Genomic DNA, 25,159 nt, shown 5'->3' on the forward strand with positions numbered 1-25,159 from the left:
GGACGGGGGAGCCGTCCGTCCCGCACGGGCCCCAGCCCTGCGGCTAGGCGCCCGTGCGTCGGCCGTGCCGGCCCCCGCCCCGCTGCCCGCCGCGTCCGCCGCCCCCGGTCACGGCCGCCGCCGTGCCGCCCGTCGGGCACGTCCTGCGCGCTTGGGCGGGGGAGCCGTCCGTCCCGGTCGGGGCTCCGGCCTGCGGCTAACGCCCGCGCCTCGGCTATGCCGGCCACTGCCCCGCTGCCCGCCGCGTTCATCGCGACCGCCGGCCCCGGTCAGGGCCGTCGCCGTGGCGCCCGCCGGGCACGTCCTGCCCGCTTGGGCGGGGGAGCCGTCCGTCCCGCACGGGCCCCAGCCCTGCGGCTAGGCGCCCGCGCGTCGGCCGCCGCCCCGCTGACCGCCGCGTCCGTCCCGACCATCCCGACCATCCCGACCGCCCCGACCATCGCGGGAGCGCACCCGTACGAGCACATACGTGACGGCCGAGAGCACGATCAGTGCGAGAACGGCCTTGGACGCCACGCCGACGTACTTCTCCACCAGGTCCCACCGGTCGCCGAGCCAGTATCCGGCCAGCACCAGCACCGAGTTCCAGATCAGGCTGCCGAGCGTGGTCAGGGTGATGAAGACCGGCAACCGCATGCGCTCGACACCGGCGGGGACCGAGATCAGGCTCCGGAATATCGGCACCATCCGGCCGAAGAAGACCGCCTTCGTGCCGTGCCTGGCGAACCACTCCTCCGTACGCACCAGATCGGCGTCCTTCACCAGCGGCAGCTTCGCCCAGATCGCATGCATCCGCTCGCGGCCGAAGAGCATCCCGACCCAGTACAGGACGGCCGCGCCCACCACCGAACCGAGCGTGGTCCAGAAGAGCGCGGAAGCCAGGCTGATGATCCCCTGCCCCGCCGCGAAACCGGTCAGCGGCAGGATGACCTCGCTCGGCAGCGGCGGGAAGAGATTCTCCAGCGCGATGGCGAGGCCCGCGCCCGGCGCCCCCATCGTGTCGACCAGTTCGGCGGCCCAGCCGGCGATACCGCCCGCGGGTTCCTGGGGGAGGGCGAGCGCTACGACGTCCATGTGCTGTCTCCAAGCCGGCGGTTGAGGGGCAGTTGGCGGGCGGTCGGTGGGCGGTCGGCGGTGGGTGGAGGCGACCGGCGGGACTCCGCTCCTCGCCCGACGCCTCGCCACCACCGTAGAAAGCACAGGCTGCCCCCGGAATGCGGGTTACCACCCGGCTCGCTGCGGGATTCCGCATTCCCCACCCTGCGGTTCTCCGCAAGGAGGTGACGGGCCGTCCGGTCACCCCCTCGTGTCATAGCTGACCGATCGGACAGTTATGGTGGGGGCATGGCACGTCCCGCCTCCGCGCTGCGCGGACACATCCTGGAATCGGCGTTGCAGTTGTTCGCGACGCGCGGCTACGAGGGCACGTCCCTGCACGACATAGCGACGGCCGTCGGCTGCTCGAAGGCCTCGCTGCTCTACCACTTCACCAGCAAGGACGCGATCCTCACCGAGCTGCTGACCCCCGCCGGCGAGGGACTCGCCGCGCTCGACGCGCGGCTCGCCCCCCTCGACGGGAGCGAGGCGGCGGAGGCGGCCGTCACCGGTTACGTCGATCTCGCCATGCGCTTCCGGCGCGAGGTCAAGATCCTCTTCGCCGACATCCCCGGTATGACCACGCACCCGGCGCTCGGGCATGTCCCCGCCATAGTCGACGGGTTGCTGGACGCGCTCGCCGGGCGGTCGACCGAGGCACGGGACGTGGTCGCGGCCTACATGGTCCTCGGGGCCGTCTTCGTCACGGGCGCGAGCGACATCGCCGTACCGGACGAGCGACTGCGCGCCGAACTGATCCGCGGCGCCCTGCGCACGCTACGACCGGACTCCGACCCGGAGTTGACGCCCGACCCCGACCCCGAGCCGCCCCCCGCCCCTGCCCACGACCCCGACCCCGCCCCAGAGCCCGCCCCCGCCCCACCCACCGACTGACCCACCCCTCTCCGCCCGCCCCATCCCCCACCCCCCCCGTACCCCCAAGCACTCACCCCCCCCGACCACCGAACCGAGAAGAGAAACCTCCGCCATGGCTTCCCTCCTGTACCGGCTCGGCCGGTTCTCCTTCCGCCGGCGCAAGCGCGTCGTCGCCGTCTGGCTGCTCCTGCTCGCCCTGCTCGGCGGAGCCGCCGCCGGGCTCATGGGCCCCACCAGCGACAAGTTCACCATCCCGGGCACCGAGTCCCAGCACGCGCTGGACGCGCTCAAGAAGCAGTTCCCGCAGGCCAGCGGCACGACCGGCACCATCGTCCTGGCCGCGCCCGAGGGCGGCACGCTCGACAAGGCCGCCGTGGCGCCGGTGGTACGAGATGCGGCAGCCGTCCCGGGTGTGGTCGGCGCGGTGGACCCGTTCCAGGCCGGGACCGTCTCCGAGGACGGTCGGTACGCCCTGGTCCAGGTGCAGTTCGACACCGTCGCGGACGAGGTGACCGACGAGCAGCGCGCCGCGTACGAGAAGGTCGGTGCCGCCGAGGAGGAGAACGGGCTCCGGGTCGAGCACGGCGGTGAAGTGCTCAAGTCCGAGGTCGAGGTGGGCTCCACCGAGGCGATCGGTGTCCTGATCGCCGCCGGCGTCCTCGTCGTGACCTTCGGCTCCATGGTGGCCGCCGGTATGACCCTGCTGAACGCGCTCGTCGGCGTCGCGGCCGGGATGGCCGGGCTGTTCGCCCTGAGCAGCGTGGTCGAACTCACCAGCACCGCCCCCATCCTGGCGCTCATGCTGGGGCTCGCGGTCGGTATCGACTACTCGCTGTTCATCACGTCCCGGCACCGGCAGTACCTGGCCGAAGGCGTGGACGCCGAGGAGGCGGCCGGCCGCGCGGTCGGGACCGCGGGCTCGGCCGTGGTCTTCGCGGGCGCCACCGTCGTCATCGCGCTCGCGGGCCTGACCGTCGTCAACATCCCCTTCCTGAGCGTGATGGGCCTGGCCGCCGCGGGTACGGTCGCCGTCGCCGTCCTGGTCGCGCTCACCCTGCTGCCGGCGCTCATCGGGTTCGCGGGCGACCGTGTACTGCCCCGCAAGCAGCGCGCCGGGCACGCGCCGGCCGAGGCCGGCGACCCCGCCGAGCAGCCCCGCGAGGGCGCCGGCTTCCGCTGGGGCCGTACCGTCACCCGCTTCCGCGTCCCGGTCCTCCTCGTCGGCATCCTCGGCCTCGGCGTACTCGCGCTGCCCGCCTCCGACATGCGCCTCGCGCTCCCCGACGCGGGCACCGCGGCTGAGGGTTCCGCCATCCGCGAGGCGTACGACCTGACGAGCGAGGGATTCGGTCCCGGCTTCAACGGCCGCCTGATCGCGGTCGTCTCCAGCGACGACGCGGCGACCACCTCGGCCGCCGCCAAGGAGGCCGCCGCGCGGATCAAGGCCACCAAGGACGTCCTCACCGTCGCCCCGCCCCTGCTGAACAAGCAGGGCACCACCGCGCTCCTCACCGTCATACCCAAGGCCGGCCCCACGGACGAGGCCACCGAGAACGTCGTGCACACCGTCCGCGACCGCGTCGCCGACATCGGGGACGGGGGTGTCGCGGGCGCGAAGGGCGCGGAGGTCGAGCTCTCCGGCACCACGGCGGTCGGTATCGACGTCTCCGAGAAGGTCGCGGACGCGATGCTGGTCTATCTGCTGCTCGTGGTCGGTCTGTCGATCCTGCTGCTGATGCTCGTCTTCCGGTCGCTCCTGGTGCCGGTGAAGGCGGCCCTCGGGTTCCTCCTCACCATCGGTGCCACCTTCGGCATCACCGTGGCGATCTTCCAACAGGGCACCTTCGCCGAGCTGGTGGGCATCGACGTCCCGGGACCGCTGGTGAGCTTCCTGCCGATCCTGCTCATCGGCATCCTCTTCGGCCTGGCGATGGACTACGAGGTCTTCCTCGTCTCACGTATGCGTGAGGACTTCGTCCACGGCGCCGGAGCCCAGGAGGCGACGGTCAGCGGTATGGGTCACAACGCGCGCGTCGTCACGGCCGCCGCTCTGATCATGACGGCGGTCTTCGGCGGGTTCATCTTCATGCCGGACCCGATCATCAAGTCGATGGGATTCGCGCTGGCCGTCGGTGTGCTCGTCGACGCGTTCGTCGTGCGCATGGCGCTGGTCCCGGCGGTCATGTCGCTGCTCGGCCGGGCCGCCTGGTGGCTGCCGCGCTCCGTTGACCGGATCCTGCCCAACCTCGACATCGAGGGTGAGAGCCTTCAGCGCGAGCTCGTACCGGAGCAGCGGCGGCGCGCGGCCGACAAGGACAAGGACAAGGACGCGGACGCCGTCAGGGTCTGAGAGCGGGCCCGCCGCCGTCAACTCCGTATGATTGACGCGTACTTCTACAGAAATGTAGAAGCACGCGTACGTCAGAAGTCAACGCGTATCAGAAGTCCGGGAATGAAGGAGGAACACCTCCATGGTGTTCAAGCGGCTGCTCGGTTCACTCGGCGTGGGTGGGCCGACGGTGGAGACGGTGCTGGAGGACGGTGCGGTCCGGCCGGGCTCCACCCTGCGGGGAGAGGTGCGGCTGGCCGGCGGCAGCGCGCCGTACGACATCGAGCGCGTCGGCCTGGAACTCGTCGCCCGCGTCGAGGCGGAGCACGGGCTGGGCGAGGACGGCGAGAGCGAGGGCCTCGTCGCGTTCGAGCGGTACGAGATCGGCGGCGGCTTCCGGCTGGGCGAGGAGGACTCGTACCGCGTGCCGTTCGCGGTGACGCTGCCGTGGGAGACACCTGTCTCCGAGCTGCACGGTGAAGCGCTCGGCATCACGCTGGGCGTACGGACGGAGCTGGAGATCGCGGGCGCCAGGGACAAGGGCGACTTCGATCTGTTCGCCGTACGGCCGCTGGCGGTGCAGGAGGCCGTGCTGGAGGCGTTCGGCCAGCTCGGATTCGGCTTCAAGTCGGCGGACCTGGAGCTGGGGCACATCAACGGGAGCGGCCAACAGCTGCCGTTCTACCAGGAGATCGAGCTGATCCCCGCGCCGGGCTACGCGCACCGGCTGAACGAGATCGAGGTGACGTTCCTGGCCCACGAGGGCGGGACGGAGGTCGTCCTGGAGGCCGACGGCCGGGGGGAATCGGGTGTGGACGACGCCCTGAACCGATACGCCGTCGCGCACGAGGACGTGCTGCACACCGACTGGAACACGGTGGTCAAGGGCTGGATCGACCAGCTCGCCGCCGCCCACCCGGGTCACGGCCACAGCTCCGGCCACGATTTCGGTCACAACTCCGGTCACAGCCACGCCCACGGCCATGGCCACGCCCACGGCTCCGGCTCGGCGGTCGCCGCCGGGGCGGCCGGGGTGGCCGTCGGTGTGGCGGGCGGCATGGTGGCCGCCGAAGTCGTCGACGAGGTCGGGGACTTCTTCGAGGGTGACGAGGAAGAGGAAGCGGAGGAAGAAGGCTAGAGGGCGAGAGGCCAGAGGCCCCTGTTCGCGCCCCTCAGCGTGGATCCTGTCGCGTCGGCTCGATCGAGAGATTCGGCACGATCCGGCTCAGCCACCCGGGCAGAGCCCAGTTGAGGGGCCCGATCAGATGCATCAGGGCCGGCACGAGCAGCCCTCTGATGATCAGGGCGTCGACGAGTACGGCGAAGGCCAGGCCGAATCCGAATTCCTGGAGCACGTGGTTGTCGCCGATCAGGAACGAGCCGAACACCAGGATCATGATCCCGGCCGCCGCCGCGATGACCCGGCCCGTCTTCGCCTGACCGTTCGTCACCGCCCAGTGGTTGGCCTCGACCTCGTCCGTGTGCGACGAGCTCCGCCGCCGGTGGTGCCACTCCTCCTGCATCCTGCTGACGAGATACACCTCGTAGTCCATCGAGAGCCCGAACAGCACCGAGAACAGCAGAACCGGGATGAAGGCGTCGACCGGCCCGGCGACCGGCACGTTGAGCACCGAGAGGCCCCAGCCCCAGGTGAACACGGCGTTCAGCGCGCCGAGCGCGGCGCCGACGGACAGCAGGTTCATCACCGCCGCCACCAGCGGGATCAGCAGACTCCGGAAGACCGCGACCAGCAGCAGGAACGCCAGGATGACGACGACGGCGATGAACAGCGGCAGTTTGTCGCTCAGCACCCGCGAGAAGTCGATGTTGGTCGGCGTCACTCCGCCCACATGGACGGGCGGATGGCCGGGCCCCTCGGCCCTGGGCGCCAGGTCGCGGACGGTACTCACCAGGGTGACGGTCCGCTCCGCGCCCGGACCGGTGCTCGGATAGAGGATCGCCAGTGCCACCTTCCCGTTGGGCGAGGCCGTCGCCGGGGTCACGGCGGCCACGCCCGGCGTCTTGGCGGCGGCGGCGAGGAAGGTGTCGAACGCCTTCGCGTCGTCGGGCGATTCGAGCTCCGTCACCAGCTGGAACGGCCCGTTGAAGCCGGGCCCGAACCCCCTGGCCAGGGTGGTGTACGCCTGGTGGGTGGTGGAGTCCGTGGGGTCGTTCGCGGCGCCCGACGATCCGAGGCGCAGCGAGAACAGCGGCAGCGCGACCACGACGACCAGCGCCAGGGCGCACGCGGCGACCGGGACCCTGCCCCTCTCCACGAACCTCGCCCAGTGCAGCCAGAATCCGGCGGCGTCGTCGGCGACCGGTCCCTTCTCCTCGTGTGCGCGACGCTCCCTCCGCGAGAGGGTCTTGGGGCCGAGGAAGCCGAGCATGGCGGGCAGGAAGGTCAGTGAGGTGGCCATCGTCAGGGCGACCGTGAGCGCGGACGCCAGGGACAGCCCGTACAGGAAGTCGATCCCCAGCGCGAACTGCCCGAGCAGCGCGATGCACACGGTGATCCCGGCGAACAGCACGGTCCGCCCGGAGGTGTTGACCGCCTGCACGGTCGCCGCCTCGTACGGCATCCCGGACTTCACCGCGCTGCGATGGCGGCTGATGATGAACAGGCCGTAGTCGATGCCGACGCCGAGCCCGATCAGTACGGCGAGATCGCTGGAGACGCTCGGGGTGTCCATGACGTGTGAGACCAGGCTGATCAGGGAGGTGCCGATGAACAGCGCGACCCCCGCGGTCACCAGCGGCATCAGCGAGGCGAACAGCGCGCCGCCGAAGACGATCAGCAGGATCAGCAGCGCGGCGACGGCGCCGACCACCACCGAGAGGCCGGGTCCCGAGCTCTCCTCGGCGGCGATCGCCGGACCGCCCAGCGAGATACGGACGTTGGGCGCGGCGGCTGCCTTGGCGGTGGTGATCAGCGTCCGGGCGTCGTCCGTCGTGACGTCGGCGGCGCGCATTCTCCAGTTCACGGCGGCGAAGGCGATGGTGCCGTCCCGGCTGATCTGCTTGGCGCCCTCCGGGCTGTACGGGCTGACGACCGAGGCGATGCCGGGGATGTCGGCGACCTTCGCGAGCATCGTCGTGACCAGGTTCCGCACCGAGTCCGAGTGGACGGTGGCGCCGCCGGTGGCCTCGATGACGATCTGGTCGCCCTCGCCCGACGCCTGCGGGAAGTTCTCGGTGAGGAGGGTCACGGCGGCCTGCGCGTCGGTGCCGGGCAGGCTGGCGCTCTCGTTGTACCTGCTGCCGAACGTCTGGCTGAGGGCGACGGTGGCGACGAGGATCAGGAGCCAGCCGGCCACCACCGCGCGGCGGTGCAGGAAGCACCAGTGGGCCAGACGAGACACGATGTTTCTCCGCCGGGATGTCGGGTGGCCGGACAGGACGAATGAAGAACTACGCGACATCCGGGCCGTTATGGCGAAACGTCACTCCAACGTGGGCGGGTCACTCGCCCGTGCGCCGCGCCGGGCGGAGCGGGGACCGGCCCCGCACGGGTGCGCCGAAAGTCCGTACAGACGGCGGTCAGTTGCCGCACAATCACTGCGTATGGCCATCGACTACCGCAAGTTCACCAAATTGGGGCGCCGGTACCCGAATTACGAGGTCCCGGTCGAAGCGATCACCGAGCAGAGGGTCGCCGAGCGTGCGCCGGGGCTCGTCAGCCTCTACAAGACCGCCGCGGTCTCCCTCGCCAAGCACGACATCGGCGGGCAGCGTGCCGCCGTCTATCTGGTGCTGGACCGCTCGGGCAGCATGCGGCCGTTCTACAAGGACGGCTCGGTGCAGCATCTCGCGGAGCAGACCCTCGCGCTGGCGGCGAATCTGGACGACGACGGGGTGGTCCCGGTCGTCTTCTTCTCCACGGAGGTCGACGGAACCACCGAGATAGGCCTCGACGACTACCGGAACCGGATCAATGTGCTGCACCAGGAGCTCGGGCACATGGGCCGGACCAACTACCACGTCGCCATGCAGGCCGTCATCGACCACTACGAGTCGTCCGGGGCCACCGATCCGGCGTTCGTCGTGTTCCAGACCGACGGCTCGCCCTCGTCCAAGGCGGCGGCGGAGCATGTGCTGTGCACGGCGGCGAGGCTGCCGCTCTTCTGGCAGTTCGTGGGCTTCGGCAACGACCGGTTCCAGTTCCTGCGCAAGCTCGACGACCTGCCGGTGCCGGAGCGGCGGGTGATCGACAACGCGGGCTTCTTCGCGGCGGGCCCGTCGCCGAAGACCCTCTCGGACGCGCGTCTGTACGACCAGTTGCTGAACGAGTTCCCGGAGTGGCTGGCCGAGGCGCGGAGGGCGGGCATCGTACGGCGCTGAGCGTTCCGGCCCACCGCGGCGCCCCCGACCCGGCCCCCGGCCCACCGCAGCGCCTCCGGCCCGGCGGGCCTGGAGCCCCTGGCCCCCGGAGGCCCCGGACCTGGAGGCCCCGGCCCCGGCCCCCCGACCCGGAGGCCCCTGGCCCTGGAGCCCCTGGCCCCGGAGGCTCCGGACGCGGAGCCCACCGACCCGGGCTCCGGCCCGGCGGGCCGAGGCTCCCGGACCTGGAGGCCCCGTACCCGGCTCCGCGGCCCCGGCCCCCCGACCCGGAGGCCCCTGGCCCGGAGGCTCCTGGCCCGGAGGCTCCTGGCCCCGGAGGCTCCGGACGCGGAGCCCTCCGGCCCGGCCTCCGGCCTGGAGCGCCCGGACCTGGAGCCCCCGGACCCGGAGGCCCTGGCCCCGGCCCCCCGGCCCCGGTCCGGCGGGCCGAGCCCCCCGACCCGGCCCCGGCCCCGGCTCCCCGGCCCGGAGCCCCCGGACCCGGCCCCGGCCCCCCCGGCCCCGGGGGCTCCGGACCGGTCCGCGATGGCCGGTGTTCAGTGCGGCTTTGTCGGGCGGTCGCCGGAGAGGCACACGATCCCCACGGACACGCAAGGTGTCGAGAGCTGGGAGATCGTATGAGCAAGTCCAACACTTCCGGTCCGGACCGCCGGTCGCTGCTGCAAGCGGCGATCGCCGTCCCCGCGGCCGGAGCCGCCACCACGGTCCTGGGCGCGCAGTCGGCCCAGGCCGCCGCACCGCACGCGCCCGGCGCCGCCTCCTCCGGACGAGGCCGTTACGACGAGGAGAGCCCGCGCTTCGCGCTCGCCGTGCTGCCGGACACGCAGTACCTCTTCGACGCCGACAGCGCCGACCCGGAGCCGCTGCGGGAGACCTTCGACTACCTCGTGTCGGAGCGCGAGGAGGCGAACATCGCCTTCATGACGCACCTCGGTGATGTGACCGAGCACGGTACCGAGCAGGAGATCGAGCTCGCCGCCCACACCTTCCGGACCATCCACGGCAAGCTGCCCTACAGCGTCCTGGCGGGCAACCACGACATCGACGGCAGCAAGGACGACCAGCGCGGCGACTCCGCCTATCTGAAGGCCTTCGGTCCCGCCCGGTTCACCGGCATGCCGACCTTCGGCGGCGCCTCGCCCGGCGGCTACAACAGCTACCACGTGATCAAGGCGGCCGGCCGCAGCTGGCTGGTCTTCGCCCTCGACTGGCGCGCCTCGGACACCGCACTGGCCTGGGCGCAGGGCGTCCTGGACAAGCACCCCACCATGCCCGCCGTGGTGACCACCCATGACATCGCCTATGCCGAGGACAACGGCGAGGCACACCTCTCAGACAACGGTCAGCGCCTCTGGGACCGTCTCATCCGGGGCAACGACCAGATCTTCCTCGCGCTGGGCGGGCACTACTGGCCCTCGGGCCGTACGGTCCTGAAGAACGACGCCGGCCACGACGTGCACGTGCACATCACCAACTACCAGGACCGCTACTACGGCGGCGCGGCCATGATCCGGCTCTACGCCTTCGACACGGCGCGCGACGTCGTCGACGTCGAGACCTTCTCCCCGTGGTTCCTGCGCCGCGACCCCGAGAAGCGGACGCCGCTGGAGGCCGAGACGGTCGAACTGACCGGAGACGTCGACCGGTTCACCCTGGACATCGACTTCGCCGAGCGGTTCAAGGGCTTCGACGGCCTCGTCCCGCCGAAGCCGCGCCCGGCCGGCCGCGTGATGCCGCGGGGCACCGTGGCGTACTGGCGTTTCGACTCCGACGGTCTCGCCGGTCCCGGCGGACCGGGGTCCGCCGTGGGCACGGGCGTCGTCGCCCGCGACCTCTCCGGCCACGGCAACGACCTGCGTGTCCAACTCCTGCACGACAGCGCGGCGGAGGTGCTCACCCGCTCCGCCGACCACCACACCCACCAGCCGGCCCACGCGAGCCTGCGCTTCGACGGCGGCAAGAGCCCGGACCGGGGCGCGGTGCTCACCACCAGCGCCAAGGCACCGCTCAACAGCGCCCGGTTCACGTCCGGTTTCACCATCGAGACGTTCATCAAGCTGCCGGACCCCTACGAGGGCGACCACGCCTGGATGGGCATCCTCAGCTGGGAGGGCCGCAACGGCGACGCCGGCAAGACGACGGGCTGGTCGACGGACGAGCCGACGTGCAGCCTCAACATCACGCCCGAGCGGTTCCTCCAGTTCGTGCTCTACCCGCACGTGCAGGACGCCGACCCCACGTCGTGGAGCCACGCCCTGCCCGTGGGCCGCTGGACGCACATCGCGGTCGTCAACGACGGCCGCCGCACGGTGATGTACGTCGACGGCTCGAAGATCGCCCGCAACCCCTCGCAGCGGGCCACCGGCATCGCCACGCTGGGCAAGCCGTTCGCCATCGGCGGTACCCAGTTCGACGAGAAGTTCGGCCAGGGCTTCTACGGATGGATCGGCGACACCCGCATCGTCGACCGCGCCCTGAGACCGGGCGACTTCCTGCTGCCCGTCGAGTAGACGCGCGGCCGACGCCGCGGCCGGCCTACGTCCCCCCGGGGCGGCCGGCCGCGGCGTCGGCGTAGCGACGGGCCAACTGGGCGAAGGCCTCGCGGAGTTCGGGCGGTCCGACGACCTCGATGTCCGCGTCGAACTTGCCGACGGTGGCGGCGAGACCGGCCCATGACCACGAGCCGAGGACAACCCGGCAGCGGCCCGGGCCCAGTTCCTCCACCAGTCCGTCGCGGAGGAAACGGGACACCTCCCCGGCCGGCAGATCGAGGATCACCTCGCCCCGGCAGGGCCACTCACCGGAGCCGTCGGAGCCGTAAACGCCCTGGAATCTCCTCACGACGAAGGCGGCCACATCACCTCCGGGCACCTCACGCGGGGTGAAGCGGGGGCCCGTCGGCGTACGCGGGGTGATCCGGTCGACGCGGAACGTCCGCCAGTCCTCCCGGTCGAGGTCCCAGGCGACGAGATACCAGCGCCCGCTCCGGGTGACCAGATGGTGCGGCTGTGTCCGGCGCGGGGGCGCGCCGTCGCCGTCGCCTTCTCTCGCGTAGTCGAAGCGCAGCTCCTCGCGGGCGTGGACGGCGGCGCTGAGCGCCATCAGCACACCGCTGTCGGCCTGCGGAACGGCCCGTGCCGCGGGCGGTTCGACGGCCGTGATCCGCAGGGTGTCGATACGGCGGCGCAGCCGCGCCGGCATGACCTGCCGTACGGTGCCCAGCGCCTGTACCGCGGCCTCCCCGATCCCCGCGCCGGTGGTCGTGGCGATCTGGAGCGCCACGGCGAGGGCCACGGCCTGGTCGTCGTCGAAGAGCAGCGGGGGCAGTTCCGTACCGGCGTCGAGCCGGTACCCGCCCTCCGGCCCCTTGGTGGCCACCACGGGGTAGCCCAGTTCGCGCAGCCGGTCGACATCGCGGCGCACGGTCCGCGGGCTGATGTCCAGCCGCTCGGCCAGCAGCGCCCCCGGCCAGTCCCGGCGGGCCTGGAGCAGCGAGAGCATCGACAGCAGTCGTGCTGAGGTCTTCGGCATACGGTCGATTGTCCCCGGAGAAGCGGCCACACCCTGTCCTCTTCTGTTGAGAAGGTTGTCCTGTGCCGGAGAACAAGTACGACAGTCCGGGCACGACACCGCGATCCCGAGTGACGGACCTCCGAAAGGCGACGCCCACGATGAACGCCACACCCGCCTCCCCCACCCTCGACGCCGAGCGCTCCGACCTGCTCGCCGCGCTCGCGGAAGCGCGTTCCGCCCTGGTCAACACCGCGCGCGGGCTCACCGACGAGCAGCTCGGTGAGCGCCCGACCGCCGGCGAGCTGTCGCTGGGCGGCCTGATCAAACACGTCGCGTCCACCGAGGAGGCATGGATGCGCTTCGCCGTCGACGGCCCGTCGGCGATGAGCTTCGAGCTGCCGGAGGGCGTCACCTGGGCCCAGTTCGCCGACGGAACGGCCGCCGAGTACCCGCAGTGGGCGATCGACCGCGAGAACGACTTCCGGATGGGGCCCGGCGACACGTCGGCGGGAATCCTCGCGCGTTACGAGAAGGTCGCCGCCAGGACGGCGGAGATCGTCGCCGCCCTGCCCGACCTGTCGGTGACGCACCCGCTGCCGGAGGCGCCCTGGAACGAGGCCGGGGCGGTCCGCAGCGTACGCGGAGTGCTGATGCACCTCGTCGTCGAGACCGCGCAGCACGCCGGCCACGCCGACATCGTGCGCGAGACGATCGACGGGCAGAAGTCGACCTGATGACCGTCGTTCTCGGCACCAGGGCGCTCAACCGCGCCACCCTGGCCCGGCAGTTGCTGCTCGACCGCTCGGACCTGCCCGTCCTCGACGCCGTGGCGCACCTCGGCGGACTCCAGGCGCAGGAACCGCAGGAGCCCTATCCCGGACTCTGGTCACGGCTGCGCGCCTTCCAACCGGCCGCGCTCTCGGACCTGTTGACCGGCCGGCGCGTGGTGCGGACGCATCTCATGCGCCGTACGGTCCATCTGGTCACGGCCGAGGACGCGCTGGCCTGGCGGGCCCGCCACGAGGCGATGCTGCGCCAGCGGGTGCTGGGGGTCTACCGCGCGGAGCTCGCGGAGACGGACCTCGAAGAGCTCGCGGCGGCGGGCCGGGCGGTGCTGGCGGACGGTGAGCCGCGCTCGATGACCGAGCTGGCACGCGCGGTGGCCGGACGCTGGCCGGCGGCGGGGCACCGGGCGCTGGGGGAGATGCTGATCACCGCGCTGATCCCGACGGTCCAGCTGCCGCCGCGCGGACTGTGGCGGACGAGGGCGGGGGTACGGAGCGTCCCGCTCGCCAGCTGGCTGGGCCGGGAGATCGCCCCGCTGTCGCCGGACGCTTCCGACCCGGTGGGCCAGGCGCTGCTGCGCCGCTATCTGGCCGCGTACGGCCCCGCCGCCTCGGCCGACCTGCGCGCCTGGTGCGGGCTGGCCGGGCTGCCGGCCGCGGTCTCCGCGCTGCGCGAGGAGCTGGTGACCTTCCGGGACGAGCGGGGCCGGGACCTGCTGGACCTGCCCGACGCGCCGCGCCCCGACCCGGACACACCGGCTCCGGTGCGGTTCCTGCCGGCGTTCGACAACGCGATCCTCGGCTACCACGACCGCGGCCGGATCATCGACGACGCTCACCGCGGTCTGTCGGTCGCCGGCGAACGCGTGGTCCTGCTCGACGGCCGGGTCGCCGCGACCTGGACGGTGGAGTCCGGCACGGTGACGGTGACCCCGCTGGTCCGGCTCTCCCGCGCGGACCGGGCGGGCGTCGCGGAACAGGGCGGGGAGATGGCGCTGTTCCTCTCGGACGGGGAGACCGACGGGGTGCGCGTGGGTGACTGACGGGCCGTCAGGTGGGGAGGCGGCCGGGCGACGCGATGTGCGCGACACGATGCGCTCGGCGGGGTGCGTGTGACGAGGTGCGTGCGACGGGGTGCGCAGGTCAGTGGGGTGAGGGGCTGGGGCGACCTCCGCGCGGAGGGCCCGTCCGGAGAGGGCCCGGACGGGCCCTCTCGCGCGTCTGACACCATCGGGTCGTGGACCCCCTGAACGCCTACGCACCCGGCGCACCCATCCGTTCCGGCATCCCGGAGCACGGCCGCATCCCCAAGTACTACGCCGTGAAGGCCGAACTGAGCGTACTGGTGGACGAGTTGGGCGAGGGGGGACTCCTCCCCACGGAGCGTGACCTGGCCCTGCGCTACGAGGTGTCCCGCGAGACCGTACGCCAGGCGCTGCGGGAGCTCCTGCTGGAGGGCCGGCTGCGCCGGCAGGGCCGGGGCACCGTCGTCGCGGGCCCCAAGCTGGAGCAGCCGCTGTCGCTGGCCAGCTACACCGAGGGCGTACGACGGCAGGGGCGCCGGCCGGGCCGGCATCTGATCGGCCTCGACCGCTTCCCGTGCCCCGGGACGCTCGCCGCCGAGGTCGGGGTGCGCCCCGGTGAACCCGTCTGGCATCTGGAGCGTGTGCTGCTCGCCGACGACGAGCGCGTCGGCCTGGAGAGTACGTACGTCTCCGTCGACCGTGTCCCCGAGCTGGACACCCGGTTCGATCCCGACTCCTCCTTCTACGCCTACCTCCGCGACCGGCTCGGTATCTCCTTCGGGGACGCGGACGAGCGGATCGAGACGGTGCTGGCGACTCCCCGCGAGGCGCTGCTGATCGGTACGCCCCCGGCCCTGCCGATGCTGCTGATGCACCGGCTGTCGCGGGACAGCGACGGGCGTCCGCTGGAGCGGGTGCGGACCCTCTTCCGGGGCGACCGCTTCTCCTTCACCACCCACCTCGGCGCCTGACCGGGCGCTCGCCCGGCCCGATCGGCCGAGTCCCGCGCGCTCTCATGCATCACGGAAAGATAACGGGTCTAGTCCAAGTTTGGCAGGTCGTTCACCGTCCCGTTGCCGTTCCGACCTGTGCGGGCCGCCCTCCGCACCGAGCGTGGACGGCGTGAGAGTCATCGTCGTAGGAGCCGGCGTGGTGGGAACCATGCACGCCTGGCACGCAGTGAACCGCGGCCACGAGGTCGTACAGATCGAGCGCGAGAGCGAGGCACGCGGAGCGTCACTCCGTAATTTCGGCCAGATATGGGTCAGTGGCCGGGCCGGCGGCGAGGAGCTGGTCACCGCGCTCCGGGCCCGGGAGCTCTGGGAGGAGATCGGCGCGCGCGTACCCGCTCTCGGCTTCCGGCCCTGCGGCTCCCTGACCCCGCTGCGTGACGAGCTGGAGACCGCCGTCGCCGAGGCGGCCGTCGCCCGGCCCGACGCGGCCGACCGCGGGTACAAGCTGCTCACCGCCGACGAGGCCCGCGTGGCCAACCCCGCGCTGCGCGGCGACTTCACCGGCGCGCTGTGGTGCGAGCGCGACGCGGCCGTCGAGCCGCGTACCGCGCAACTCGCCCTGAGGGAAACCCTGTCGGCCTCCGGCCGCTACACCTTCCTCGGCGGCCGTGAGGTCCGCGAGGTGGTGGGCACCGCTTCCGTACGCGACGACCACGGCGACATCCACACCGGCGACGCCGTGATCCTGGCCACCGGCGCCTGGCTCGGCGGCCTCGTCCGCGAACTGGCCGGCCCCGGCCTGCCCGTGCGCCGTGTCCGCCTCCAGATGATGCAGACCGACCCGCTCGGCGAGGACCTCACCACCTCCGTCGCCGACGCCGACAGCTTCCGCTACTACCCCGCCTATCTCGGCGACGCACTGGACGCCTTCAACGCCGCCCGGCCACAGGCCCCGGCCGCGGCCGAGCACCGGATGCAGTTGCTGATGGTCCAGCGCGCCGACGGCGGGCTGACCATCGGCGACACCCACGAGTACGAGCACCCCTTCGCCTTCGACACGGTGGAGGAGCCGTACGAGCACCTCACCCGGGTCGTCGAGTCCTTCCTCGGCCGGCCGCTGCCACGCGTCCGGCACCGCTGGGCCGGGGTCTACGCCCAGTGCACCGACACCGGCCGAGTCGTCCACCGCCAACAGGTGCGTGACGGCGTCTGGCTGGTCACCGGGCCCGGCGGGCGGGGCATGACCTGCTCGCCCGCCATCGCAGAAGCCACCGCCGACGAACTGGACTGGTGAGGAACATGCCTACCGCCGACAAGCTGAACCTGATCGTCCTCGACATGGCCGGTACGACCGTCGCCGATGGAGGCCTGGTCGAGCAGGCGTTCTCGGCCGCCGCCGAACGCCTCGGCGTGGCACCCGGCTCCGCCGACCACGCCGAGAAGCTCGACCACGTCCGCGCCACCATGGGCGAGTCGAAGATCTCCGTCTTCCGCCATCTCTTCGGCGACGAGGACCGCGCCCGGCGGGCCAACGCCGCCTTCGAGGAGGCGTACGGAGAACTCGGTTACGGCGGCCGGATAGCGCCGATCCCCGGCGCCCGGGAGGCCATCGGGGCGCTTCAGGCCGAAGGCCGCACCGTCGTCCTGACGACCGGCTTCGCCCGCGCCACCCAGGACGCGATCCTCGCAGCCCTCGGCTGGCAGGACCTCGTCGCCCTGACGCTCTGCCCGGCGGACGCGGGCGGCAGGGGCCGCCCGTACCCGGACATGGTCCTCGCCGCCTTCCTGCGCACGGGCGCGGTGGAAGGGGTCCAGCGGATGGTCGTCGCCGGGGACACCTCGTACGACATGCTCAGCGGCGTCCGCTCCGGGGCCGGGATCGTCGCGGGTGTCCTCACCGGCGCCCACGACAAAGACCGGCTCACCCGCCACGGGGCCACCCACGTCATCGGGTCGGTCGCCGAACTGCCGGATCTGATAGCGCGGGCCGAGGCATGAAGCGCGGCCCCGAAGCCGTACCGGAGGCGCAGGCCGGCGGGATCAGGTTCGACCAGGTCAGCGTCGCGTACGACGGCAACACCGTCCTCGACCGGTTCGATCTGACCGTCGGGCCCGGCGAGGTCATGGCCCTCCTCGGGCCGTCCGGCTCCGGGAAGACCACCGCCCTGCGCGCCGTCGCCGGCTTCGTGCGGCCCGTCTCGGGGCGGGTGTTCCTCGGCGGGCGCGACGTCACCGGGCTGCCCCCGCACAAGCGGGGCATCGGCATGGTCGTCCAGCAGTACGCGCTCTTCCCGCACATGCGTGTCGCGGACAACGTCGCCTTCGGGCTCAAGGCGCGCAAGGCGCCGAAGGCCCGGATCCCCGAACTCGTCGCCGACGCCCTCGAACTCGTGGGCATGGCCGGCTACGCCACCCGCCATCCGCGCGAACTCTCCGGCGGCCAGCAGCAGCGCGTCGCCATCGCCCGCGCGCTCGCCACCCGCCCCGGCGTCCTGCTGCTCGACGAACCGCTCTCCGCGCTCGACGCCCAACTGCGCTCCGGCATGCTCGCCGAGCTGGCCCGACTCCACCGTGAACTCCCGGACGTCTCCATCCTGTACGTCACCCACGACCAGGTCGAGGCGCTCACCCTCGCCGACCGGATCGCCGTCATGGACCGGGCGCGGCTCCAGGACTGCGGCACCCCGCAGGAGCTGTACCGCAACCCCCGTACGGAGTTCACCGCGTCCTTCGTCGGCAACGCCAACCTGCTGCCGGTCACCGTCGCCAAGGACCACGTCGATTTCGCCGGCCACCAACTCGCCGTTTCGACAGGCGACTTGAGCGGCGGCGTCACCGCCACCCTCTGTGTCCGGCCGCATCTGGTCGGGCTCGGCGACGGCCCCAACGCCCTGACCGGCACCGTCACCGAAGTCCAGTGGCGCGGCTCGACCCACCGTCTCTACGTGGACGTCGACGGCCACCGGCTCAAGGCGGACCTGCGCGAGCTGCGCGAGCCGCCCGCGCCCGGAGCCACCGCCACCCTCCACTTCGCCACCGAGGACGCGGTGCTGCTGCCTGTGGGGGCGGGGGATGAGTAGCACCGGTCTCGCGGAGAGGGGGCGAATCCCGCGCGTCGTCTGGGCGCTGCCGCCCGTGACCGTCCTCGCGCTGGTCCTGCTCTATCCGCTGGCCCTCGTCGTCCAGCAGTCCGTCTCCCCTGACGAGGGCGGCACCTCACTCACCCCGTACGCCGACGTGTTCGCCTCCGAGGCGTTCCGCGAGGCGCTCACCACCACCGTGTGGCTCGCGGCCGGATCGACCGCCGGCTGTCTCGTCCTCGGCTTTGCCCTCGCCCTGATCATCGCCTTCGTGCCGTTCCCCGGCGGAAAGGCGGTCGCCAGGTTCGTCGACGTCTTCCTCTCCTTCCCGTCGTTCCTGATCACGCTCGCCCTGCTGTTCATGTACGGCACGGTCGGCATGGCCAACGGTCTGTGGACGGATGTCACCGGCGCCGCCGACGGCCCGTTCCACTTCCTGACCACGCCCTGGGGTGTGCTGCTCGCCGAGATCACGTACTTCACGCCGTTCGTGATGCGGCCCCTGCTCGCCGCGTTCTCCCAACTCGACACCGCCCAGCTGGAGGTGGCGTCCTCGCTCGGCGCGAAACCGGCCCGGATCGTACGGCGGGTGATCCTCCCCGAGGCCCTTCCGGCGCTCGCCGCGGGCGGCAGCCTCGTCCTGGTGATGTGCCTGAACGAGTTCGGGATCGTGCTGTTCACCGGCGCGAAGGACGTCACCACCCTGCCGATGCTGATCTACGGCAAGGCGATCCTGGAGTCCGACTACCCGGCCGCCTGTGTCGTCGCCGTCGTCAACATCGCGATCTCCGTGGGCCTCTACAGCCTCTACCGGATGGTGAGCCGCCGTGTTGGTGCATAGCCGGGCCGGGAAGTGGGCCGCCTGGACCGTCTTCCTCCTGCTCTTCGTCCCCCTCTTCGCGGTGCCGCTGTTGGTCGTCGTCGCCGCGTCCCTCGCCACGAACTGGTCCGGGGCCTTCCCCTCCGGACCGACCACCGAGCACTACACCGCGGCCACCAGCGGCGACTCCGTCCGGGCGCTCACCACCAGCCTGGTCACGGCGGTCACCGCGAGCCTGCTCGCCCTGCTCGTCGGCAGCTGGGCGGCGCTGGCTGCCCAGGCGCTCCGCAAGCGCGGAAAGCGGTTCATGGACGTGCTGTTCATGCTGCCGGTCGCCGTGCCGTCCGTCGTCGTCGGCCTCGCGGTGCTGGTCGCCTTCAGCCGGCCGCCGGTGCTGCTGAACGGGACGCGCTGGATCGTCATCCTGGCGCACACCGTCCTGGTCACGGCCTTCGCCTACCAGTCCGTCTCGGCCGCCGCCTCGCGCCTCGACCCGATGTACGAGCAGGCGGCGGCCAGCCTCGGCGCCCGTCCCTCGTACGTCCTGTGGCGGATCAGACTTCCGCTGCTGCTGCCGTCCCTGACGGCGGCCGCGGGGCTCTGCTTCGCCCTGTCCATGGGCGAGTTGAGCGCCACGATGATGCTCTACCCGCCCGACTGGACGCCCCTGCCGGTGCAGATCTTCGCGGCGACCGACCGCGGCTCGCTGTTCACCGGCGCGGCGGTCGCGGTGGTCCTGATGGGGACGACGCTGCTCGTACTGCTCGCCGTCTCCCGTGTCCGGACCAGGGCGTCGTACCGCTGAGACCGGTCCCTCCCGCCTTCCGCCTCCCGTCACCCCTTGCCTTTTCCGCTTCCCGCTTCCCGCGACAACCCGCTGACCGTTCCACAGGAGGACCAGCCATGCGCAAGAACCAGATACAGCCCGCCGCCGCCGTCTGCGGCACGTTCGCCCTCGTCGTGACCCTGGCCGCGTGCGGCGGCTCGTCGAGCGCCGCCGACGAGAAGGTCGTCACCGTCTACAGCGCCGACGGACTCAAGGGTGAGAACGGCGACGGCTGGTACGACAAGGTCTTCGAGGACTTCGAGAAGGAGACCGGCATCAAGGTCGAATACGTCGAGGGAGGCTCCGGAGAGATGGTGCAGCGCGCCGTCCGCGAGAAGTCCAACACCCAGGCCGATGTCATCGTCACCCTGCCGCCGTTCATCCAGCAGGCCGACACGAAGGGCCTTCTCGCCGCGTACGAACCTGTGGGCGCCGACCAGGTCGACGGCGCGGACAAGGCGTCCGACGGCAAGTGGACCTCGGTCGTGAACAACTACTTCGGCTTCGTCTACAACAAGAAGGAGCTGACGAGCCCGCCCACGTCCTGGGAGGAGCTGCTCGACGGGAAGTTCGAGGAGAAGGTCCAGTACTCCACCCCCGGCGTCGCGGGTGACGGGACCGCCGTCCTGATCAAGGCGATGCACGACTTCGGCGGCGAGGAGCCGGCGATGGAGTATCTGAAGAAGCTCCAGACGAACAACGTCGGCCCGTCCGCCTCCACCGGCAAGCTCGCGCCCAAGGTCGACAAGGGCGAACTCCTCGCCGCCAACGGGGATGTCCAGATGAACTTCGCGCAGTCCAAGGACATGCCCAACCTCGGCATCTGGTTCCCGGCCAAGGGTGACGGCCGGCCCACCAGCTTCGCGCTTCCGTACGCGGCGGGGCTGATCGACAAGGCGCCCCACACGGCCAACGGCAAGAAGTTGCTGGACTTCATGCTCTCCGAGCGGGCGCAGAAGGACGTCAGCGCGGTGGGCGGCGGTTTCGCGGCGCGCAAGGACATCAAGGCCACCGACCCCAACGCCGAGAAACTGGCCGCTCTGATGGACGGCGTGGAGATCTTCGAGCCGGACTGGTCGGACATCGGCACGAACCTGGACGGTTACGTGGACGCATGGAAGTCGGCCACCGGCAGCTGATCCGGCACGACGCGGACGGCCCGTCGCCACGTATGACGACTTCATAACAGGTCTGGACCCAGATCTGTTTCTCCTGCTCATCCCCCCAAGGCCCGCCCATCCCCCAAGGCATGCCCCCACGCCTTTGCCCCCTATGCCTCAACTCCTTTGCCCGGACGTGAACTCGGAGGACCCACGTGTCATCAGGTCTGTCTCGCCGCAAGCTCCTCACGGGCGCGGTCGCCCTCGCCACCGCCGCCGGACCCCTCGCCGCTGCCACCGCGCACGCCGCGGCCCGTACTCCCAAAGTCCTGGTCATCGGCCTGGACGGCGCCCTGCTCGGCCGGATCAGGGACACCGACGCGCCGCGTCTCGACGCTCTGATGGCGAGCGGTCTCACCTCGGTGAGCCCGCTCCCCGCCGATCCCATGGCCCCGACGGTGTCGGGGCCCGGCTGGTCCACCGTCATCACCGGTGTCTGGCCCGACAAGCACGGGGTGAAGGACAACAACTTCACCGGTCACCGGTTCGGCCAGTACCCGGACTTCCTCACCCGTATCGAGACCGCGAGGCCCACGCTGTCGACGTACGCCGTCGCCTCCTGGAATCCGGTCACCACGACGATCTTCTCCGCCGCGGTCGACACCCGCGTCTCCACGCCCTCGGCCGAGTACGACACCGGCACCACGGCCCGGGCGGTCGCCGAGCTGCGTGACGGCAACCGCGACGCGGTCTTCGTCCATCTCGACAACATCGACCACGCGGGCCACAGTTACGGCGCCGCTTCCGCGCGCTACCTGGAGGCGATCCGGGAGGCGGACGCGCAGGTGGGGCGAATGGTGGACGCGGTGCGGGCGCGGAGCGGTTACGGCTCCGAGGACTGGCTCATCATGGTCACCACCGACCACGGGCACACCGACGCGGGCGGCCACGGTGGCTCCAGCAGTGCCGAGCGGCAGACGTTCCTCATCGCGGCCGGCGGCTCCATCACCGCGGGCTCGACGCGCCACGACATCAAGATGCCCGACGTCGCCGCGTCGGCGCTCGCGCACCTCGGCATTCCCATCGCCGCGTCGTGGGGGCTGGACGGCCGCCCGCTGCAACAGCCCGCGCCGGACGCCTTCGACAGCCTGCGTCCCCTGCTGACGGGCCGCGTCGACGAGACCGGAATCCCGGCCGGCACCCTGGGCTTCACCCACACCCCGCCGGCCGGCTGGTCCGTCGACAACCGGGCGATGGGCAGCGGCGGCGTCACCGAGTGGCGCGGCTGGGCCTTCACCACCGACGAGTTCTGGACCGGGGCGGAGCGGGGACAGTGGCGCGAGAACAACGTACGGGCGCGGAACGTCTTCGCTGTCGCCGACGGTGACGAATGGGTGGACAAGGCGTCGACGGGCACCTTCGACTCCACCCTGGTCAGCCCGGCCTGGCCGGTCACCGGAGGCCGTACAGCCACGCTCACGTACACCACGCACTACCGTCACGAGTCGCCCCAGAAGGGCGAGGTGCTCGTCTCGTACGACGGCGGCACCCCGGTCCCGGTGAGGACCTACACCGCGGACGTCGTGTCCCGGGTCGAGTCGATCCCCCTCCAGGTCCCGGCGGGTGCCCGCACGGCGCAGGTCCGGTTCCGCTACACGGCGGGCAACAACTGGTACTGGACGGTGGATCGGGTGGGGATCGGCGGTGCGTGAGCCGTCAGGGGATTGACGGATTGGTGTCAGGGCTCGTTGGGCAGTGAGCAGGGGAACTTCATGTCATGTCCACGACTCTCTCCCCCCAAGGAGGTCGACCATGCACATCCGTAAGTTGACCGGCGGACTCGTTGCCGCGCTGGCTGTCACGTTCTCCCTGATGAGCGGCCAGGCCACGGCCGCCCCTTCCACCACCGAGGACGTGGCCGCGGCGGCTCGCGTCGTCACCTACGACGCGAGCGCCTCGGCGGAGTTCAGGTCCGCGGTCGACCGGGGGGCGGCGATCTGGAACGAGAGCGTCGACGCCGTCGAACTGCGCCCGGTCGCCTCCGGCCAGCGCGCCAACATCCGCATCCTGGCCGACAACGGCTGGCCCCGCGCCCAGACCACGTCGCTGGGCAACGGAACCGTCTGGATCGGCCGCCAGGCGGTGAACGAGGGTCACAACACGATCCGCATCTCGTCGCACGAACTGGGCCACATACTGGGCCTGCCGGACATCAAGCCCGGCCCCTGCAGCAGCCTGATGTCCGGCTCCACCGCGGGCACCTCGTGCACCAACGCGTACCCGAACGCGGCCGAGAAGTCGGCGGTCGAGGGCTACTTCGGCGGCGCCTTCGCACGCACGGCCGGAGACGCACCGCTCAACACGCTGATCGTGGACTGATCACCGGGACCTGACTCCCACCACCCGTACGCCCCGGAGCGCGATCCGCACTCCGGGGCGTACGGCCCTCGACACCCCCAATTCGCCTGCCGCCAAGCCCTGTCCGGCGCTACGGTGCGCTGATCGAGGGCCGCGACGCCGGGGCCCCGGACCGTTGGGCCCGTGGCGTCGGGGTGGTCAGGGGCGGCGGGGCAGGCCCAGTTCGGCCGCTCTCAGCCCGGCCTGGAAGCGGGAGTCCGCCTCCAGGGCGGACATCAGTTCGGCGACGCGCCGGCGGTACGTGCGCAGTGAGACGCCGAGCCGTCGGGCCGAGGTCTCGTCGGTGAGTCCCGAGGCGAGCGCTTCGAGGATCGCGCGGCCCTCCGCGTCGAGGTGCGGGACATCACCGCGCAGATAGGTGTCGAGATCGACGGCGCTGTCCCAGATCGCCCGGAACATCGAGTGGACGCCCTCCACCAGGGTCTCCGACGTCGTCACCGTGTACTCGCGGCCGGCGGGGGACGCCGGGGCCTCCCGGCCCGCGAGGATCATCACCCGCCGGTCGATGAGGATCGTCTCGTGCGGCAGCAGCGACCCGCTGATCCGTACGAGCGCGCCCCGGTCCCGTACCTCCCGCAGATGGGCCCTCGCCTCCTCGTCGGCGAGCGCCACGGGGCTGAGGAGCTTGCGGACCGTGATCCGGCCCCCGGAATCCGCAGGACCACCCATCCGCTTCGCGATCCCCGCCCTGGCCTCCGGCAGCGACCAGGTGTCGAGGTCCCGTGCGGCGCACACGAACTCGGTCCGCGCGGAGTCGAAGAGATGGCCGGCACGCGCGACGAGCTCCGCGTCGCCCCGCACCGAGAACACTCGCTCGTTCCGCATACCACCAGTCTGGCAGCAAGCTGCCACGACCTCGCCGGGCTCCGCGCCCGGGGCCACGATGAAGCCATGACGATCACGACATTCCCCCTGGGCGGAGACCTGCCCGTCAACCGTCTCGGCTTCGGCGCGATGCGCCTGGCCAGGAACACCTTCGACGGCCCGGCACGAGACCCCGGCACCGGCCGGGCGGTGCTCCGGCGGGCGGTCGAGCTGGGCGTGAACCACATCGACACGGCCGGTTTCTACGGCGTCGGGGACGTATGGGCCAACGAGATGATCCGTACGGCGCTGACGCCCTACCCCGAAGGCCTGGTGATCGCGACGAAGGTCGGCCCGCTGCTCGGACCGACCGGCAGGCCGACCGGGCAGGCGGCCCCCGACCAGCTGCGCGGCCTGGTCGAGGGCGATCTGCGCGCCCTCGGTCTCGACCGGCTCGACCTCGTCTATCTGCGGGTGGGCGCGGCGGGTGGGCCCGGCGGCGAGTCGATCGGCGAACGGTTCGCGGTGCTGGCCCAGCTCCGCGAGGAGGGGCTGATCCGCCATCTGGGCGTCAGCAACGTCGACCTCGCCCAGTTCCAGGAGGCCCGCTCGGTCGCGCCCGTCACGGCGGTGCAGAACGCGTACGCGGACGACATGGCGCTGCTCGCCGAGTGCGAGCGGGCGGGCATCGCGTACGTGCCCTACTTCCCGCTCGGCGGCGGCCACACCCCGCTCGACACCACCCGCCTCGAAAAGGTCGCGGCCCGCCTGGGCGCGACCGTCCCCCAGGTCGCGCTCAGCGCGCTGCTGGCATCCTCGCCGAGCGTCCTGGCGATCCCCGGAACGGGCTCCGTCGAGCACTTGGAGGAGAACCTCGGGGCGAGCGGTCTTGCTCTCGGGGAGAGGGAACTGGCCGAGCTGCGTGGCTGACGGCCCCGCGTCGACAGCCGCCCGGACGGACGGGCGCCGCCCCCCGGCGAAGGCCGGGGGGCGGCGTCGTACCCAGGGGCGGTCGCCCGACACCGTTACGTCGGGATGGGTTTGATTTTGCTGCAGTTCTTCCAGTCGACCCAGGGGCGGGCGCCGCCGCTTTTGGGGGCGGTGGCGTAGGTGGGGTTGCCGGTGATCTGTTGTGATTTCTCTTCGTGGGTGACTTCGATGCCGAAGAGTTTGAAGCCGAGGGTGAACTGGCCG

21 protein-coding genes are annotated in these 25,159 nt (G+C 71.7%); 17 read left to right on the forward strand and 4 right to left on the reverse strand.

Annotation, left to right across the window (positions count from 1 at the left end; translation table 11 throughout):
- Positions 1-357: 357 nt before the first annotated feature.
- Positions 358-1,074: a DedA family protein gene (locus ACFWU9_RS19615; RefSeq protein WP_384319985.1), complete on the reverse strand. Its 717-nt coding sequence runs from the start codon at positions 1,072-1,074 to the stop codon at positions 358-360.
- 270 nt (positions 1,075-1,344) lie between these two features.
- Here ACFWU9_RS19615 and ACFWU9_RS19620 point away from each other — a divergent pair, with 270 nt between their 5' ends.
- From ACFWU9_RS19620 to ACFWU9_RS19630, 3 genes are all read left to right on the forward strand, one after another.
- Positions 1,345-1,989: a TetR/AcrR family transcriptional regulator gene (locus ACFWU9_RS19620; protein WP_384319987.1), complete on the forward strand. Its 645-nt coding sequence runs from the start codon at positions 1,345-1,347 to the stop codon at positions 1,987-1,989.
- A 94-nt stretch (positions 1,990-2,083) separates the two neighbouring features.
- The gene (locus ACFWU9_RS19625) at positions 2,084-4,321 is read left to right on the forward strand and encodes an MMPL family transporter (protein WP_384319989.1); all 2,238 of its coding nucleotides are present in this window, start codon (positions 2,084-2,086) and stop codon (positions 4,319-4,321) included.
- 121 nt (positions 4,322-4,442) lie between these two features.
- A complete protein-coding gene (locus ACFWU9_RS19630; RefSeq protein WP_384319991.1) occupies positions 4,443-5,438 on the forward strand; it encodes a sporulation protein in 996 nt (331 codons plus the stop codon).
- A 34-nt stretch (positions 5,439-5,472) separates the two neighbouring features.
- Here ACFWU9_RS19630 and ACFWU9_RS19635 read toward each other — a convergent pair whose 3' ends face one another.
- Positions 5,473-7,662: an MMPL family transporter gene (locus ACFWU9_RS19635; protein ID WP_384319993.1), complete on the reverse strand. Its 2,190-nt coding sequence runs from the start codon at positions 7,660-7,662 to the stop codon at positions 5,473-5,475.
- A 202-nt stretch (positions 7,663-7,864) separates the two neighbouring features.
- Here ACFWU9_RS19635 and ACFWU9_RS19640 point away from each other — a divergent pair, with 202 nt between their 5' ends.
- Both ACFWU9_RS19640 and ACFWU9_RS19645 read left to right on the forward strand, forming a co-directional pair.
- Positions 7,865-8,641 carry a vWA domain-containing protein gene (locus ACFWU9_RS19640; RefSeq protein WP_384319995.1) on the forward strand — a complete coding sequence of 259 codons (777 nt, stop codon included), beginning with the start codon at positions 7,865-7,867 and terminating at the stop codon, positions 8,639-8,641.
- Positions 8,642-9,258: 617 nt separating this feature from the next.
- Entirely contained in the window at positions 9,259-11,151 is a 1,893-nt protein-coding gene (locus ACFWU9_RS19645) for a LamG-like jellyroll fold domain-containing protein (protein WP_384319997.1), read from the forward strand.
- Between the two features lie 25 nt (positions 11,152-11,176).
- Here ACFWU9_RS19645 and ACFWU9_RS19650 read toward each other — a convergent pair whose 3' ends face one another.
- Complete coding sequence (locus ACFWU9_RS19650; RefSeq protein ID WP_384319999.1) at positions 11,177-12,172, reverse strand: helix-turn-helix transcriptional regulator; 996 nt, start codon at positions 12,170-12,172, stop codon at positions 11,177-11,179.
- 140 nt (positions 12,173-12,312) lie between these two features.
- On the opposite strand from ACFWU9_RS19650, the gene ACFWU9_RS19655 reads away from it, so the two are divergent.
- The 11 genes from ACFWU9_RS19655 (at position 12,313) to ACFWU9_RS19705 (ending at position 23,122) form a co-directional block, all read left to right on the forward strand.
- The gene (locus ACFWU9_RS19655; RefSeq protein WP_384320001.1) at positions 12,313-12,888 is read left to right on the forward strand and encodes a DinB family protein; all 576 of its coding nucleotides are present in this window, start codon (positions 12,313-12,315) and stop codon (positions 12,886-12,888) included.
- Complete coding sequence (locus ACFWU9_RS19660; RefSeq protein WP_384320003.1) at positions 12,888-13,982, forward strand: winged helix DNA-binding domain-containing protein; 1,095 nt, start codon at positions 12,888-12,890, stop codon at positions 13,980-13,982. The genes ACFWU9_RS19655 and ACFWU9_RS19660 overlap by 1 nt, the downstream gene beginning before the upstream one ends.
- 194 nt (positions 13,983-14,176) lie before the next feature.
- Entirely contained in the window at positions 14,177-14,935 is a 759-nt protein-coding gene (locus ACFWU9_RS19665) for a GntR family transcriptional regulator (protein ID WP_384320005.1), read from the forward strand.
- A 151-nt stretch (positions 14,936-15,086) separates the two neighbouring features.
- Positions 15,087-16,211 carry a TIGR03364 family FAD-dependent oxidoreductase gene (locus ACFWU9_RS19670; protein WP_384320007.1) on the forward strand — a complete coding sequence of 375 codons (1,125 nt, stop codon included), beginning with the start codon at positions 15,087-15,089 and terminating at the stop codon, positions 16,209-16,211.
- Between the two features lie 5 nt (positions 16,212-16,216).
- Positions 16,217-16,915, forward strand: a complete 699-nt coding sequence (locus tag ACFWU9_RS19675) for a phosphonatase-like hydrolase (RefSeq protein ID WP_384320009.1) — start codon at positions 16,217-16,219, stop codon at positions 16,913-16,915.
- A complete protein-coding gene (locus ACFWU9_RS19680) occupies positions 16,912-17,997 on the forward strand; it encodes an ABC transporter ATP-binding protein (RefSeq protein ID WP_384320010.1) in 1,086 nt (361 codons plus the stop codon). Before ACFWU9_RS19675 ends, ACFWU9_RS19680 begins: the two co-directional genes overlap by 4 nt.
- On the forward strand, positions 17,990-18,838 hold the full coding sequence (locus tag ACFWU9_RS19685; RefSeq protein ID WP_384320012.1) for a 2-aminoethylphosphonate ABC transporter permease subunit: 849 nt from the start codon (positions 17,990-17,992) through the stop codon (positions 18,836-18,838). The genes ACFWU9_RS19680 and ACFWU9_RS19685 overlap by 8 nt, the downstream gene beginning before the upstream one ends.
- Complete coding sequence (locus ACFWU9_RS19690; protein ID WP_384320014.1) at positions 18,825-19,622, forward strand: ABC transporter permease; 798 nt, start codon at positions 18,825-18,827, stop codon at positions 19,620-19,622. Before ACFWU9_RS19685 ends, ACFWU9_RS19690 begins: the two co-directional genes overlap by 14 nt.
- 98 nt (positions 19,623-19,720) lie before the next feature.
- On the forward strand, positions 19,721-20,782 hold the full coding sequence (locus ACFWU9_RS19695) for a 2-aminoethylphosphonate ABC transporter substrate-binding protein (RefSeq protein ID WP_384320016.1): 1,062 nt from the start codon (positions 19,721-19,723) through the stop codon (positions 20,780-20,782).
- Positions 20,783-20,958: 176 nt separating this feature from the next.
- Entirely contained in the window at positions 20,959-22,455 is a 1,497-nt protein-coding gene (locus ACFWU9_RS19700) for an alkaline phosphatase family protein (protein WP_384320018.1), read from the forward strand.
- A gap of 100 nt (positions 22,456-22,555) precedes the next feature.
- On the forward strand, positions 22,556-23,122 hold the full coding sequence (locus ACFWU9_RS19705) for a snapalysin family zinc-dependent metalloprotease (protein WP_384320020.1): 567 nt from the start codon (positions 22,556-22,558) through the stop codon (positions 23,120-23,122).
- Positions 23,123-23,299: 177 nt separating this feature from the next.
- Here ACFWU9_RS19705 and ACFWU9_RS19710 read toward each other — a convergent pair whose 3' ends face one another.
- Positions 23,300-23,986 carry a DNA-binding response regulator gene (locus tag ACFWU9_RS19710; protein WP_384320022.1) on the reverse strand — a complete coding sequence of 229 codons (687 nt, stop codon included), beginning with the start codon at positions 23,984-23,986 and terminating at the stop codon, positions 23,300-23,302.
- A 66-nt stretch (positions 23,987-24,052) separates the two neighbouring features.
- Here ACFWU9_RS19710 and ACFWU9_RS19715 point away from each other — a divergent pair, with 66 nt between their 5' ends.
- Positions 24,053-24,895, forward strand: coding sequence for an oxidoreductase (locus ACFWU9_RS19715; RefSeq protein ID WP_384320024.1), 843 nt, complete (start codon positions 24,053-24,055; stop codon positions 24,893-24,895).
- The last annotated feature ends 264 nt before the right edge of the window (positions 24,896-25,159 follow it).

The organism is Streptomyces sp. NPDC058653, assembly GCF_042716895.1.
Lineage (GTDB): Bacteria > Actinomycetota > Actinomycetes > Streptomycetales > Streptomycetaceae > Streptomyces.